The sequence below is a fragment of the Streptomyces sp. S063 genome (assembly GCF_002832675.1).
Taxonomy (GTDB): Bacteria; Actinomycetota; Actinomycetes; order Streptomycetales; family Streptomycetaceae; genus Streptomyces; species Streptomyces sindenensis.
Genome location: NZ_CP021707.1, coordinates 5,113,009 through 5,127,294, shown reverse-complemented (window position 1 = coordinate 5,127,294; position 14,286 = coordinate 5,113,009). Strand labels below are relative to the sequence as shown.

General features: G+C 72.0%; 14 protein-coding genes. 8 read left to right on the top strand and 6 right to left on the bottom strand.

Translation table 11 applies throughout. The features are described from left to right. The first annotated feature begins 32 nt into the window (after window positions 1-32). Together CCZ36_RS23860 and CCZ36_RS23855 are read left to right on the top strand one after the other, a co-directional pair. Complete coding sequence (locus CCZ36_RS23860; RefSeq protein WP_128818520.1) at window positions 33-2,318, top strand: DEAD/DEAH box helicase; 2,286 nt, start codon at window positions 33-35, stop codon at window positions 2,316-2,318. Window positions 2,319-2,457: 139 nt separating this feature from the next. Next, a complete protein-coding gene (locus CCZ36_RS23855; RefSeq protein WP_069740474.1) occupies window positions 2,458-3,315 on the top strand; it encodes an alpha/beta fold hydrolase in 858 nt (285 codons plus the stop codon). Window positions 3,316-3,360: 45 nt separating this feature from the next. Here the strand turns inward: CCZ36_RS23855 and CCZ36_RS23850 are convergent, their stop codons facing one another. Further along, on the bottom strand, window positions 3,361-4,281 hold the full coding sequence (locus tag CCZ36_RS23850; protein ID WP_069740473.1) for an NYN domain-containing protein: 921 nt from the start codon (window positions 4,279-4,281) through the stop codon (window positions 3,361-3,363). Between the two features lie 223 nt (window positions 4,282-4,504). Here CCZ36_RS23850 and CCZ36_RS34855 point away from each other — a divergent pair, with 223 nt between their 5' ends. Then, complete coding sequence (locus tag CCZ36_RS34855) at window positions 4,505-4,642, top strand: hypothetical protein (RefSeq protein WP_162493205.1); 138 nt, start codon at window positions 4,505-4,507, stop codon at window positions 4,640-4,642. A gap of 85 nt (window positions 4,643-4,727) precedes the next feature. Here CCZ36_RS34855 and CCZ36_RS23845 read toward each other — a convergent pair whose 3' ends face one another. The 3 genes from CCZ36_RS23845 to CCZ36_RS23835 form a co-directional block, all read right to left on the bottom strand. Continuing rightward, window positions 4,728-5,333, bottom strand: a complete 606-nt coding sequence (locus CCZ36_RS23845; protein WP_010061609.1) for a MarC family protein — start codon at window positions 5,331-5,333, stop codon at window positions 4,728-4,730. A 140-nt stretch (window positions 5,334-5,473) separates the two neighbouring features. Continuing rightward, the gene (locus CCZ36_RS23840) at window positions 5,474-6,340 is read right to left on the bottom strand and encodes a PHP domain-containing protein (protein ID WP_069740472.1); all 867 of its coding nucleotides are present in this window, start codon (window positions 6,338-6,340) and stop codon (window positions 5,474-5,476) included. Window positions 6,341-6,439: 99 nt separating this feature from the next. Beyond that, a complete protein-coding gene (locus CCZ36_RS23835; protein WP_069744698.1) occupies window positions 6,440-7,117 on the bottom strand; it encodes a DUF6758 family protein in 678 nt (225 codons plus the stop codon). 180 nt (window positions 7,118-7,297) lie between these two features. Between CCZ36_RS23835 and CCZ36_RS23830 the strand changes: the two genes are divergently transcribed. After that, the gene (locus CCZ36_RS23830) at window positions 7,298-8,533 is read left to right on the top strand and encodes an MFS transporter (protein WP_128818519.1); all 1,236 of its coding nucleotides are present in this window, start codon (window positions 7,298-7,300) and stop codon (window positions 8,531-8,533) included. A 20-nt stretch (window positions 8,534-8,553) separates the two neighbouring features. Here the strand turns inward: CCZ36_RS23830 and CCZ36_RS23825 are convergent, their stop codons facing one another. Next, window positions 8,554-9,138 (bottom strand): suppressor of fused domain protein, encoded by a 585-nt coding sequence (locus tag CCZ36_RS23825; RefSeq protein ID WP_069740469.1) that lies wholly within the window; start codon window positions 9,136-9,138, stop codon window positions 8,554-8,556. A gap of 468 nt (window positions 9,139-9,606) precedes the next feature. Between CCZ36_RS23825 and CCZ36_RS23815 the strand changes: the two genes are divergently transcribed. Further along, window positions 9,607-10,734, top strand: coding sequence for a magnesium and cobalt transport protein CorA (locus tag CCZ36_RS23815; protein ID WP_069740468.1), 1,128 nt, complete (start codon window positions 9,607-9,609; stop codon window positions 10,732-10,734). A 42-nt stretch (window positions 10,735-10,776) separates the two neighbouring features. Further along, window positions 10,777-11,310, top strand: a complete 534-nt coding sequence (locus CCZ36_RS23810; protein WP_069744696.1) for a hypothetical protein — start codon at window positions 10,777-10,779, stop codon at window positions 11,308-11,310. Window positions 11,311-11,359: 49 nt separating this feature from the next. On the opposite strand, the gene CCZ36_RS23805 is transcribed toward CCZ36_RS23810, so the two are convergent. Next, window positions 11,360-12,127 carry a hypothetical protein gene (locus tag CCZ36_RS23805; protein WP_069740466.1) on the bottom strand — a complete coding sequence of 256 codons (768 nt, stop codon included), beginning with the start codon at window positions 12,125-12,127 and terminating at the stop codon, window positions 11,360-11,362. Between the two features lie 309 nt (window positions 12,128-12,436). On the opposite strand from CCZ36_RS23805, the gene CCZ36_RS23800 reads away from it, so the two are divergent. Beyond that, on the top strand, window positions 12,437-13,735 hold the full coding sequence (locus CCZ36_RS23800) for a magnesium transporter MgtE N-terminal domain-containing protein (protein WP_069740465.1): 1,299 nt from the start codon (window positions 12,437-12,439) through the stop codon (window positions 13,733-13,735). After that, a complete protein-coding gene (locus CCZ36_RS23795) occupies window positions 13,725-14,285 on the top strand; it encodes a DUF1003 domain-containing protein (protein ID WP_069740464.1) in 561 nt (186 codons plus the stop codon). Before CCZ36_RS23800 ends, CCZ36_RS23795 begins: the two co-directional genes overlap by 11 nt. The last annotated feature ends 1 nt before the right edge of the window (window position 14,286 follow it).

The window sequence follows — 14,286 nt, the reverse complement described above, 5'->3', positions numbered from 1 at the left end:
AGACGGCCGAAGCCCTTGAGGCGGTCGGCATCATGTCCCCCTTCCCCATCCAGGAGCTGACGCTCCCCGTCGCCCTCTCCGGCTCCGACGTCATCGGCCAGGCCAAGACCGGCACCGGAAAGACGCTCGGCTTCGGTCTTCCGCTCCTGGAGCGCGTGACCGTCCCCGCCGACGTCGAGGCCGGGCGGGCCAAGCCCGAGGAGCTGACCGACGCCCCGCAGGCGCTGGTCGTCGTCCCCACCCGCGAGCTGTGCCAGCAGGTCACCAACGACCTGCTCACGGCCGGCAAGGTGCGCAACGTCCGCGTCCTGGCGATCTACGGCGGCCGGGCGTACGAGCCCCAGGTCGAGGCCCTCAAGAAGGGCGTCGACGTGATCGTCGGCACCCCGGGCCGTCTGCTGGACCTGGCGGGCCAGCGGAAGCTCGACCTCTCCCACATCCGCGGGCTCGTCCTCGACGAGGCCGACGAGATGCTGGACCTCGGCTTCCTTCCCGACGTCGAGCGCATCATCACGATGCTGCCGGCCAAGCGCCAGACCATGCTGTTCTCGGCCACGATGCCCGGCGCCGTCATCAGCCTGGCGCGTCGCTACATGTCGCAGCCGACGCACATCAACGCCACGTCGCCCGACGACGAGGGCACGACCGTCAAGAACACGGTCCAGCACGTCTACCGCGCCCACAACATGGACAAGCCGGAGATGCTCGCCCGCATCCTCCAGGCCGAGGGCCGCGGTCTCGCGATGATCTTCTGCCGTACGAAGCGCACGGCGGCGGACATCGCCGAGCAGCTGGAGAAGCGCGGCTTCGCCTCGGGCGCGGTCCACGGCGACCTCGGCCAGGGCGCCCGTGAGCAGGCGCTGCGCGCCTTCCGCAACGGCAAGGTCGACGTCCTGGTCTGCACCGACGTCGCCGCACGCGGCATCGACGTCGAGGGTGTGACCCACGTCGTCAACTACCAGTCGCCGGAGGACGAGAAGACCTACCTCCACCGCATCGGCCGCACCGGCCGCGCGGGCGCCAAGGGCATCGCGATCACGCTGGTCGACTGGGACGACATCCCGCGCTGGCAGCTGATCAACAAGGCGCTGGACCTGAAGTTCCCGGACCCGCCGGAGACGTACTCCACCTCGCCGCACCTCTTCGAGGAGCTGGGCATCCCGGCGGGCACCAAGGGCGTGCTGCCGCGAGCCGAGCGGACCCGTGCGGGCCTGCGAGCCGAAGAGGTCGAGGACCTCGGCGAGACCGGCGGCCGCGGCCGCAAGGCCGCCGCTCCGGCACCCGCCCGTGAGGAGCGCGAGCCGCGCACCCGTACGCCGCGCCAGCGCCGCCGCACCCGTGGCGGGGCCGTCACGGAGGCGGACGCCGCGACGCCGACGGTGCCCGCACCCGCCAAGGAGGCCACCCCGGTCTCCCCGGCCGGTGACGAGGCGCCCGAGGCGCCGCGTACGCCGCGCCGTCGCCGCCGTACGCGGGCCGGTGCGGCCGAGGCCGCTGCCGCCGAGGCGGCCGTGGCCGTCGCCGAGGCGCCGGCGGTTCCCGCCCCCGTGGCCGAGGCCGCCCCCGTGGCCGAGGCCGCGCCCGTGGCCGAGCCGGTCGCGGAGGCGGAGACCAAGCCGCGCCGCCGTCGCAGCCGCGCCGCGGCGAAGCCGGTGGCCGAGGAGACGGCCGCGCCCGTCGACGCCGCTCCGGCCGCCCCGGCCCCGGTCGACTTCCAGACGGTGGCCGTCGCGGCGGGTGTGATCGAGCCGGTCGCCGAGCCGAAGGCCGTCCGGCCGCGCCGTCGCACCCGGATCGTGAAGCCGGCCGACGAGGTCGACTTCCAGATCGCCCCGGCCGCCGAGCCGGAGCCCGAGGTCAAGACGCGTCGCCGCCCGGCCCGCACCACGAAGCCGAAGACGGAGTCGAAGGCGAAGGCCGAGCCCAAGGCGAAGGCCGAGCCCAAGGCCACCGAGTCGGCCACCGAGTCCGCGTCGGCCGCCGAGCCGAAGGCCCGGACGGCCAGGGCGACGAAGTCCCGCGCGAAGGCGGAGACGGCGGAGCCCGTGGCGAAGAAGGCCCCGGCGAAGAAGGCCAAGGCCGCGCCGAAGGCCGTCGCCACCGAGCAGCCCGCCGTCGAGGCTCCGGCCGACGGGGCGGAGGCCAAGCCGCGCCGCCGCCGCGCCACCCGCAGCGTCACCTCGACCGCGACGCAGGAGGCCGCCGTGGTCTCCGCGGCCGAGGCCGTGGTGAGCGAGGCCGCCGCCGAGCCGAAGCCGCGTCGCCGCCGGGCCACCCGCCCCGCGGGCACCGCGTCGGTCACGACGACCGAGGGCTGACGCCTCCGGCGACACCGCACGACAGGCACGACCACGACCACGGCCCCGGCCCCCGCACTCCGCGAGGGCCGGGGCCGTTCGTCGTCCGGAAGGCCGCCCGGTGGCGGCGGGCCCGGGGCGGCGGGGATAGCCTCGCCGTATGAGCCGCCCGCCCACCTTCACCCCGCCGCCCTGCGCCGACGCCCGCGTCCTGGCCACCGAGCGCGGCGACTTCGCCGTCCTGGACGCCGTCCCGCGTACCCCCGCCCGGGCCACCGCCCTGCTGCTGCCCGGCTACACCGGCAGCAAGGAGGACTTCATCGCGCTGCTGGAACCGCTGACCGGGGCGGGCTACCGGGTGGTCGCCGTGGACGGCCGGGGGCAGTACGAGTCCAGGGGGACGGATCGTCAGGAGAGTTACGCCCAGGGCGAGTTGGCGCGTGATGTGCTGGCCCAGGCGGCGGCTCTGGGCGAGGGGCCGGGGAGACTGCACCTGCTCGGGCACTCGCTCGGCGGCCAGATCGCCCGCGCCGCCGTCCTGCTGGACGCCGCCCCGTTCCGTTCGCTGACGCTGATGTCCTCGGGCCCGGCCGAGGTCGTCGCGGCGCAGCGGGACAAGGTGAAGATGCTGAGCGACGCGCTGGCCGTGCTGTCCATGGACGAGGTGTGGCAGGCGATGCAGGCGCTGGATCCCCCGCAGGACGCGGACACCGGCGACGGCGCGGACATGCGCCGTCGCTGGCTCGCCCACAACCCGGCGCAGTTGATCGCCACCGGGGCCCAGTTGGCGGCCGAGCCGGACCGGGTGGACGAGCTGGCCGCCGTCGGGCTGCCCGTCCATGTGCTGTCCGGGGAGCGCGACGACGTGTGGCCGGTGGAGCTGTTCGACGCCATGGCCCGGCGTCTCGGGGCCCGCCGCACCACCATCGCCGGTGCCGAGCACTCCCCCAACACGGCCCGCCCGCAGGAGACCGCCAAGGCGCTGGCCGCGTTCTGGGACGGCCTGCCGGACGCCTGACGAGGCCGCCCGCCCGGGGCCCGTGCCGCGGAGAAAGCCGCTGGGTCAGTACTGCGCCTGCAGGTGCTGCCAGAAGCCGTCGCGGAGCGCCCGCCGCAGATGCGCGTGGCCGCGCAGCGAGTGCTGGAGCAGCCGTTCGGCCTCCACCAGGAGGTCCTGGTCGACGGAGCCCGGCAGATAGGGGTGGCCCGGCAGCAGGTCGGCGAGGGATTCCCGGCCCCGGGCGGCGAGCCAGGCGGCCGCGATCTGCGCGCCGACGAAGCGGACGTCCTCCCGGGAGGGCGCCGGGGTGTCGTCCTCGTACGTCGTGACGGGGCGCCGGGTGACGTAGGGGCGGCAGAAGTCGAGATCGAAGGTGCGCTGGCTGTCGACCTCCCAGAGCAGGGGTTCGGCCTGGTTGCGGCCCTCGGCGGCCTCGATGCCCCAGAGGTGGACGCGGGCCCCGTACCCCTGGGCGGCCTCGACCGCCGAGACCAGGTCCTCGTCGCCGCCGACGAGCGCCGCGTCGCTGATGGCGCGGTGCCGGGCGAGGGATTCGAGGTCGGTGCGGATGAGCGAGTCGACGCCCTTCTGCTGGTTGTTGGCGTTGAGGTTGCCGAGCCGCACCTTGACATCGGGGAGTTCGGCGATGGCCTGCTGCTCGGTGGTGTGGATCCGGCGCCGGGCCCCGTCGTACCAGTAGACGCGCAGCAGCCTGCTGTCCGCGAAGATCGTGCGGGCCTTGTCGATGAAGGCCTCGATCAGCCCTTCGGCATCGAGGTCGAAGGAGCGCCGGTCCTCGGTGCCGGTGACGAGCAGCCCGGCCGCGGCGTAGACATAGCCGGCGTCCACGAAGATGGCGTGCGTCGAGGGGGTCTTCGCCACCTCGACGAGCATGCGCTGGAGCAGCTCGTTGGTGCGGTCCAGGCGGGCGGCGAGGCCGGTCTCCGCGGTGACCCCGACGAGCTGCGGGTCCGCCTCGTTCATGCGAACCTCATGGTCTGTGGCGGTGTGGCTACCGACGGGTATTTAGACATCCAAAAAATTTCCTTAGCGTAGGGAATGTTTGCAAGAGGCAACTCGTTGTCACCCTTGTGGAACGCGAGGGAAACCTCGCGTTCCTAGTCTTGCCGGTGGGGACGCCCCCTCGGCGCCAGCAGTTCTCCAGCAGGAGGATCAGACGAAGGGAAGCACTGTGCGCTTCGAAATCATGCGACTCGACGACGTCGACGGTACCGCCGTGGACAGCACCGTCGTGGACGCCGCCTCCGTCAACCGGATCGTGCAGCAGGCCGCGGCGACAGGCCAGCGCATCTACATCCGGCCGGCCGACAGTTCGGCCTCGTAACACCTGACGTTGCAAAGACGAGGCACCCCCGCACGGAACGTCCGTGCGGGGGTGCTGTGGCGTGCGGGGCCGCGGAGGGGCCGGCTCAGGAGTTCTGGATGACCTGGGTGACGCCGTTGATGATCTGCTGGACGGCGATGGCGGAGAGCATCATGCCCGCGAGCCGGGTCACCAGCACCACGCCGCCGTCCTTGATCACGCGGATGATGACCAGCGAGTAGCGCATGGTCAGCCAGAGCACCACGTGCATGGCGACGATCGCGGACCACACCGAGAGCTGGCCGCCGACGCCGTCGGCGTGCTGCACCGCGAGGATGACCGAGACGATGGCTCCGGGCCCGGCGAGCAGCGGCATGCCCAGTGGTACGAGCGCCACGTTGACGTCCTTGGTCTGCGTCGGCTCGTCCGTCTTGCCGGTCAGCAGGTCGAGCGCGATGAGCAGCAGGAGGAGTCCGCCCGCGATCATCAGCGCGGGCACGGAGACATGCAGGTAGTCGAGGATCTGCTGACCGAGCAGACCGAAGACGGCGATCACGCCGAACGCGACCGTGACCGCCTGGAGCGCCATCTTGCGCTGCACCTTGGCGGGGCGGCCCGCGGTGAGGGCGAGGAAGATCGGCGTGATCCCGGGCGGGTCCATGATCACAAATAGGGTGAGAAAGAGGGATCCGAAGACAGCGACGTCGAACACAGTGAGCCTTGCGAGAGATGAGCGGGGGGTACGGAGGGGTGCGGGTCCGGGCAGCGGGCGTCACGGTGCGTCGGGCACGCGACGGTACGCACAGGGGCGCGCGGGGAGAAGAACGGGGTACGGCGAAGGTGCTGCGAGCCTCAGCGGCGGACGGCTCCACCGGCGCCCGGCACCGGGAAGGCCCCGGTCGCGCGCCGGGTGATCTCGCCGTAGATCTCGGGATCGGTGGTGCACGCGCCGAGCTCGATGGATTTCCGGCTGCCGTGGTAGTCGCTGGAGCCGGTCGTGAGCAGCCCCAGTTCGCGGGCGAGGCCGCGCAGCCGGGCCCGGGTGGGCTCGTCGTGGTCCATGTGGTCGACCTCGAGGCCGTCGAGGCCGGCCTCGGCGAGGGCGACGATCGTGGACTCGGGGACCACCGCGCCGCGTTTCACCGCGCCCGGGTGGGCGAAGACGGCGACCCCGCCCGCCGCCTTCACCAGGCGGACGGCCTCGAAGGGGTCGAACTCGTGCTTCTCCGCGTACGCCCGGCCGCCGTTGCCCAGCCAGTCGGACGTGAAGGCGTCGGAGACGGTGGGGACGACGCCGAGTTCGACGAGGGCGGCGGCGACGTGCGGGCGGCCGACCGAGCCGTCCCCGGCGATGCGGGCGACCTGCTCCCAGGTGATGGGGACGTCGAGGGCGCGCAGCTTGCGGACCATCTCCTGGGCGCGCGGCACCCGGTCGTCGCGGACGAGTTCCCGGGCGCGCTCCAGCTCGGCGTCGGCCGGGTCGAAGAGGTAGGCGAGCAGATGCATGCCCACGCCGTCGACGCGGCAGGAGAGTTCGGCGCCGGTGACGAGGGTGAGCCCCTCGGGCAGTGCGTCGATGGCCTGCTTGTGGCCGCCCACGGTGTCGTGGTCGGTGAGCGCGACGACGTCCAGGCCCGCGGCGGCGGCGTTGGCGACCAGCTCGGCGGGGGTGTCCGTGCCGTCCGACGCGGTGGAGTGGGTGTGCAGGTCGATACGCACGACGGCTGACTCCGAGGTTCGCGGGCGGACGGGGGGCCGCTCAAGGATAACCGTCGCCCGCCGGGCCTCGGGCCGCGAAAGCCCCCTGCCCGACGTGATCTACCGCTCGCTCTTCCCCTGCCGGGGCGGCGCCTCCGGGGCGGCGAGGAGGCGGGGGGTGAGGGCGCCGCAGGGGACGAGGTCGACCTCTCCCCCGGCGTCCCGCAGATCGGTGAGGACGAGTTCGTCGTACATCAGGAGGCCGGACTGCTCGGGCCACAGGATCGCCCAGAGCCAGAGCCCCCGCGCCTCTCCGGCGAAGACGGCGCGGTCCTCTGGGGCGTTCCTGACGTGCCAGAGCGGGGTGGGACGGCCGGCGGCGTGGACCTTGGCGTCGGGGGCGGAGTCCACGTTCAGGTGGTGGCCGGGGTCGGGGCCCTCGATACCGGCGTACCGGGCGCCGAGTCCGACGCCGAGCTCCTCGGCGACGAGGAGCAGCTCCCCCATCCCGCCCAGCGGGCCGGGTCCGGAACAGGCCACGGCGCTCGCGCGTCCGCCGCTGCGGTCGTCGCCCGCGCTGGCGGCCCCGGTGAACAGCCAGCCCACGGGGAGCGGCCAGGGCATCCAGACGGGGACCTGGGTGCGGTGCACCACGACGCCGAGCGCCTCGACGCTGGGTGGGACGACCGGCTGCATCGGGTGGACCTGGCCGTGCACGGAGCACTGCCAGGCGTCGGCGAAGAGACCGGGCGCCCTGACCCGGCCACCGCACTTCGGGCAACTGGGTTCGCCCCTCATAAGGACCAACCGTCCTCTCCGCCGGTGCTCCCGTCAAGGACGATCACCCGTCCGGAGCGTGGCCCTCGCCCGAGTAAATAGATGTAGCTTGCATTTATTAGATTGTCTAACTTATTCTGTGCATGATGCATCGACCTTGCGAGGCCGGACAGAGAAGGCCGGAAGAGAAGGAGAGAGCCCATGCGGCAAGAGGATCCGTTCGACGAAGGTGCGACGGGAGGCGGCATCCTGCGTCAGCCGAAGGCCGTCTGGGCCACGGCGGGCGCCTCGGTCGTGGCCTTCATGGGGATCGGCCTGGTGGACCCGATCCTGCCGTCCATCGCCCAGGGTCTCGACGCCTCGGCGAGCCAGGTGTCGCTGCTGTTCACCTCGTACTTCCTGATCACCGCGTTCGCGATGCTGATCACCGGCTTCGTGTCCAGCCGCATCGGCGGCCGCAAGACCCTGCTGGCCGGTCTCGCGCTCGTGGTCGTCTTCGCCGCGCTCTCCGGCACCTCGTCCTCCGTCGCCGAACTGGTCGGGTTCCGGGCCGGCTGGGGCCTGGGCAACGCCCTCTTCGTCTCGACCGCACTCGCGGTGATCGTCGGAGCGGCGGCGGGCGGCAGCGCGGCGGCGATCCTGCTGTACGAGTCGGCGCTCGGCCTCGGCATGGCGTGCGGGCCGCTGCTCGGCGCGCTGCTGGGGGACGCCAGCTGGCGCTACCCGTTCTTCGGTACGGCGGCGCTGATGGCGATCGGCTTCCTCTGCATCGCCGCGTTCCTCAAGGAACAGCCGAAGCCCGCCGTCACGACCTCCCTGCTCGATCCGGTCAAGGCGCTGGGCCACGGCGGGCTGGCCTCGGTGGCGGCCTCGGCGTTCTTCTACAACTACGCCTTCTTCACGATCCTGGCCTTCACGCCGTTCGTGCTGGACATGACGCCGTACAGGTCGGGCGCGGTCTTCTTCGCCTGGGGCCTGCTGGCCGTCTTCTCCGTGCTGGTCGCCCCGCGCCTCCAGCGCCGCTTCGGCTCGCCCAAAGTGCTCGGAGCCTCGCTGGTGCTGCTCGCCGCCGACCTGCTGGTCCTCGGGTACGGCAGCCACACCACGGCGATCGTCGCCACGGTCGTCTCCGGCGCGTTCATCGGCATGAACAACACCGTCTACACCGAGCTGGCCCTCGGGGTCTCCGACGCCCCGCGCCCGGTGGCGAGCGCCGGATACAACTTCGTCCGCTGGTTCGCCGCGGCGGCGGCGCCCTTCCTCGCCCCGAAGATCGAGGAGTGGACCGACATCCACGTCCCGTTCGTGGTGGCCTCACTCGCCGCCCTGGCCGGAGCGGCCGTCGTGGGAGTACGCCGTACGGCACTGACCCACGAGGCCGAGGAACGGGAGCCGGTCCACGCGCTGGAGGACGGCGTGACGGTCTTCGCCGACTGACCGCCCCGCAGAAGAGCCGGTCAGTCCAGCGGTACGGACGTGCGCTGCGGATCACGCAGGTCCGTACCGTGCGTCAGCCACCGCTCCTGGAGCTCCTGCGCACCGCGCACCCGCTTCCAGGCGGCCTCGTTGTGCGTCATCGGCAGCAGTGGAAGGAAGCGCACCGGGTCCATCGGCTCGTCCAGCTCCAGGTCCTCCACGAGCCCTCCGGGCTCCGCGACCAGGACCGAGGTGAACGGCGCCCCGGTCCACAGCGGTTCACCCAGGTCCAGCGAGGCGCCCGGGGTCACGATCAGCCCCTCGACCTGCGGGGAGGCGGCCAGCACGGCGAGCGGGCGCAGCACCTGGTCGGTGTCGGCGATCCCGACCCGTACGGACAGGATCAGCTCGGCGCGGGGCCCCTTCACGGGGTCGGCGAGCGGGGAGGTCGGATCGGCCATCGGCGCGCCCGACATGCCGAGCGTCGCGTAGCGCACGATGTCGCCGTCGAGGAAGCGAAGCACCTGGATGCGGTCCGTGCCGAGGAACGTCACATCGGCACGGGCGTCCGGCTCCCCGAGGGCGGAGCGGAGCCGGGCCTCGACCAGCGGAAGAATTTCTGCCATGCGGCGAGCATAGATCGCGTAGTGAATGGGCAAAGTACGGGATTGGGCCTTGAGCGGCTGATAGCCTGGCCGCCGGTCGGGACAGCACGCAGAAGCGTCGCTCTTCTTCGTCCCGACGACACGTCGTCCCCCACGGGGGACCGGCCGGAGGAGGTGGGGACTGCCATGGATCCAAGTCGACCGTGCAGTACCGACCGCTCTTCCGCGCCTCGCCTTTCCCGTTGATCCGACGCCTCTCGTCGGTCGCCCGGGGCCGACATCGCCGTCGTGTCCGGACGACTCCCCCACAGCGGTTCGCGTGACGGAAGAGCCCTTCGTTCCTGCCTGCCTGTAGCGCATTTTTGCCTGTCTGTAGCGAACGCCGTCATCGCGCCCGCGCGGTGGAGCCCGCTTTGCGGACGTGAGCACACGTCCCCATTCCGGGCTGTTCCACGCCCTCGCCGACGGCCCTCCGTGAAGGAGCCAGCCATGTCGATGATCCGTGACCTGCGCGCCGCCGTGCGCCCGTCCCTGCGCCCGTCCCTCCGTAAGAACAGCGCCCCGTACAGCGCGTACGACACCACCCGCGACCCGTCCGCCTCCAGCGCCGTCGTCGACTGCGCGGTCTACCGCGACGGCCGCCGACTGGTGACGCCCGCCGCCCCGACCCCGCACGAGGCGATGCTCCAGGTGCGGGAGGAGGGCGGCTTCGCCTGGATCGGCCTGCACGAGCCGACGGAGGCCGAATTCGCGGGCATCGCGCGGGAGTTCGGGCTCCACCCGCTGGCGGTGGAGGACGCCGTCCACGCCCACCAGCGGCCCAAGCTGGAGCGGTACGACGACACGCTGTTCACCGTCTTCAAGACGATCCACTACGTGGAGCACGCCGAACTGACCGCCACCAGCGAGGTCGTGGAGACCGGCGAGGTGATGTGCTTCACGGGCCGGGACTTCGTCATCACCGTCCGGCACGGCGGCCAGGGCTCCCTGCGCGCCCTGCGCCACCGGCTCCAGGACGATCCGGAGCTGCTCGCCAAGGGCCCGTCCGCCGTGCTGCACGCCATCGCCGACCACGTGGTCGACGGGTACATCGCGGTGGCCGAGGCGGTGCAGGACGACATCGACGAGGTGGAGATCGATGTCTTCTCCACCCCGGCGAAGGGCTCCGCACGCGGCTCGGACGCCGGTCGGATCTACCAACTCAAGCGCGAGGTGCTGGAGTTCAAGCGGGCGGTGTCCCCGCTGCTGCGGCCCATGCAGCTGCTGAGCGAGCGTCCGATGCGGCTGATCGACCCCGACATCCAGAAGTACTTCCGCGATGTCGCCGACCACCTCGCCCGGGTCCAGGAAGAGGTCCTCGGCTTCGACGAGCTGCTGAACTCGATCCTCCAGGCCAATCTGGCGCAGGCTACGGTCACGCAGAACGAGGACATGCGCAAGATCACCTCCTGGGCGGCGATCATCGCCGTGCCGACGATGATCTGCGGGGTCTACGGCATGAACTTCGACCACATGCCGGAGCTGGAGTGGAAGTACGGCTATCCGCTGGTGCTCGGCGTCATCGGGGTCGTCTGTTTCTCGATCCACCGCATCCTGAAGCGCAACGGCTGGCTGTGAGCACGGGCTCATCGGGACGCGAGGCCCGTCTAAGCTCGCCCCATGACTGACGCCGCCGCGACCGACGCCGCCGGCCTGCTGGAGCGGGCCCTCGCCGAGGAGGCCACCAAGAAGTCGGGCCTGGTCTGGGTCCGGGGCTCCGGGCCCGCCCGTGCCGTCTGGCATGTCTGGCACGAGGGCGCGGCGCTCCTGGTCGGCGGCGGCCCCGGCGAGCAGCCGCTGCCTCAGGGCCTGGCCGACGGGGGCCGCGCCGAGGTGACCGTACGCAGCAAGGACAAGGGCGGCCGGATCGTCGCCTGGAGCGCGGCGGTACGTTTCCTGGCGCCGCACTCCGAGGAGTGGGAGGCTGCGGTCGCCGAGCTGAAGGGCAAGCGGCTGAACGCGCCGGACGCCGAGGCGATGCCCGAGCGGTGGGCGCGCACGTGCACGGTGGTGCGGCTGACGCCGGAGGCGGTGAGCACCGCGCTGCCGGACTCCTCGCTGGCGGCCGTTCCGCTGCCGACCGCGGCCACCACCCGCGAGCCCGTCCCGGCGGCGCTCCCCCGGCTGCTGCTGAAGCGCCGCCGGAAGGGCTGAGCGGCCCCGCGAGGGGCGTCGGCCCAGGCCGGAGGAGTCAGGCCGGGGCTCAGCCGGAGGACTTCGGAAGCTGCCCGCCGTAGTCGACGGTGTCGTCCTTCTCGGGTGCCTCCAGCGGGAAGGCCTGCCCCCAGTCGGCCAGCGAGACGGTGCCCCCGCCGCCGGCCCGGGCCACCCGTACCGGATACGGCTCCTTCTCCAGCGAGACGTCGAAGGCCCCGCCCTCCCCCTTGCCGCCGAGGATCTGGATGGTGCGCTCTCCGGCGACCGTGTCCCGGCCGCCCTTGTTCAGCGTGCCGTGGAGCGCCAGGAGCCCGTCGAGCAGGACCTTCTTGTCGGTGAAGCCGCGCAGCTGCCGGTAGCTGGGGTCATCCTCGGGGACCTTCACGTACTTGCCGCCCAGCTTGTCGGCGGCGGCCACGTCGGCGGTCTCGCTCCCGCCCTCGCTGCCCTCGTGGGTCCAGAACTCGGCGGGCGCCTTGAGGAAGAGTTCGTCCTCGACCCGCAGCAGGGCGAAGCTCTGCTTCTTCGAGGTCACCGAGCCCATGCCGCCCCTGGCGTTGAGCTTCATGTCCAGCCGGTAGGTGCCGCCCTTGCTGACGAGCGTGCCCGACAGGCGTACGGCACTGGCCGCGTCCGCCGCCGCTCTGGCCTTCTTGTCGATCTCGGCGGCGGAGAGTCTGGCGACGCCATTGGTCCCCTTGTCCGGGTCCTCCTCCGTGCCGCAGGCGGCCAGGACCACGGTGAGCCCTCCGCACAGCACGAGAGCGAGGGCGGTCCGGCGATGGTTCCGCACGGCCGGGGCAAAAGAGGTCACGGGCGCACTGCCTCTCCACTGCGATCGGGGGTAGCAGACGGCAGCGTACCCGTGCGGCGCGCACCGTCCGGCAGCCAGCCGCACGGACGGGTCCGCCGGGGCGCGGCGCGCCGGTACGGGCTAGCCTGATCCCGGCGTACCGGCGAAATCCGCTGGTGGGCGGCGGCAGACAGAGACGACCGGGGACGCACGGCCACGGACCGGACGAAACGGTTCCGGCAGGCCGGCGGAACGGTTCCGGCAGAACGGCGAGACGGTTCCGGCCGGATGCGGGACCACATGGACACGGACGGACGAAGGAGGCGCCGGATGGCGGCGGTCACCCCCAGGGTCTTCGTCTCCCACCTGTCCGGGGTGCCCGTCTTCGACCCCAACGGGGACCAGGTCGGCCGGGTTCGCGACCTGGTGGCCATGTTGCGGGTCGGCGGACGTCCACCGCGCATCCTGGGGCTGGTGGTCGAGGTGATCAGCCGCCGACGGATCTTCCTGCCGATGACCCGGGTGACGGGCGTCGAGTCCGGCCAGGTCATCACCACCGGCGTCGTCAACATGCGGCGCTTCGAACAGCGGCCCACCGAGCGGCTCGTCCTCGGCGAGTTCCTGGACCGGCGGGTCCGGCTGGTGGACGGCCATGGCCAGGAAGGTGAGGAGGTCACCGTCCTGGACGTGGCCATCCAGCAGCTGCCCGCCCGCCGCGACTGGGAGATCGACAAGTACTTCGTCCGCAAGGGGCGCGGCGGTGCGCTGCGCCGCAAGGGCGAGACGCTGACGGTGGAGTGGTCGGCGGTCAGCGGCTTCTCGCTGGAGGAGCACGGGCAGGGCGCGGAGAACCTGGTCGCCACGTTCGAGCGGCTGCGGCCCACCGACGTGGCCAACGCCCTGCACCACCTCTCGCCCAAGCGCCGGGTGGAGGTGGCGGCCGCCCTGGACGACGACCGGCTCGCCGACGTCCTGGAGGAGCTGCCCGAGGACGACCAGGTGGAGATCATCGGAAAGCTCGCCGAGGAGCGGGCGGCCGACGTCCTGGAGGCGATGGACCCCGACGACGCGGCGGACCTGCTCTCCGAGCTGCCCGAGGACGACAAGGAACGGCTGCTGGCGCTGATGCGGCCGGACGACGCCGCCGACGTACGCCGGCTGATGTCGTACGAGGAGCGGACGGCGGGCGGTCTGATGACGACCGAGCCGATCGTGCTGCGCCCGGACGCCACGGTGGCGGACGCGCTGGCCCGGGTACGGCAGGCGGACCTGTCGCCGGCGCTGGCGGCGCAGGTGTACGTGTGCCGCTCGCCCGACGAGACCCCGACGGGCAAGTACCTGGGCACGGTGCACTTCCAGCGGCTGCTGCGCGACCCGCCGTTCACTCTGGTCAGTTCGATCGTCGACAGCGATCTGGTGCCGCTGCCGCCGGACACCCCGCTGCCGCTGGTCACCAGCTATCTGGCCGCGTACAACATGGTCTCGGCGCCGGTCGTGGACGAGAGCGGTTCACTGCTGGGCGCGGTGACCGTGGACGACGTCCTGGACCATCTGCTGCCGGACGACTGGCGCGAGACGGACCTGACGACGGATCTGCACGGGGAGGAGGGGGTCGGACGTGGCGGGTGACGAGCGTACGAAGGCGTCCTCGACCGGCTCCTCCGGGCTGATGCGGCCTCCGCGCACCCGGCTGGACCAGCCGAAGGCGCCGCGCCGGAGGCTGCTGCCGGAGTACGACCCGGAGGCGTTCGGCCGGTTCTCGGAGCGGATCGCGCGGTTCCTGGGGACCGGGCGGTTCATCGTCTGGATGACGCTGTTCATCGTCGTCTGGGTGCTGTGGAACATCTTCGCGCCCAAGGACCTGCGGTTCGATCAGTACCCGTTCATCTTCCTGACGCTGATGCTCTCGCTCCAGGCCTCGTACGCCGCACCGCTGATCCTCCTCGCGCAGAACCGGCAGGACGACCGCGACCGGGTCACGCACGAGCAGGACCGCAAGCAGAACGAGCGCTCCATCGCCGACACCGAGTACCTGACCCGGGAGATCGCCGCCCTGCGGATGGGCCTGGGCGAGGTCGCCACCCGGGACTGGATCCGCTCGGAGCTCCAGGACATGGTGAAGGACATGGAGGAGCGGCAGATGCTGTTCCCGGCCGAGAGTGACGAAGGCGACCGCTGAC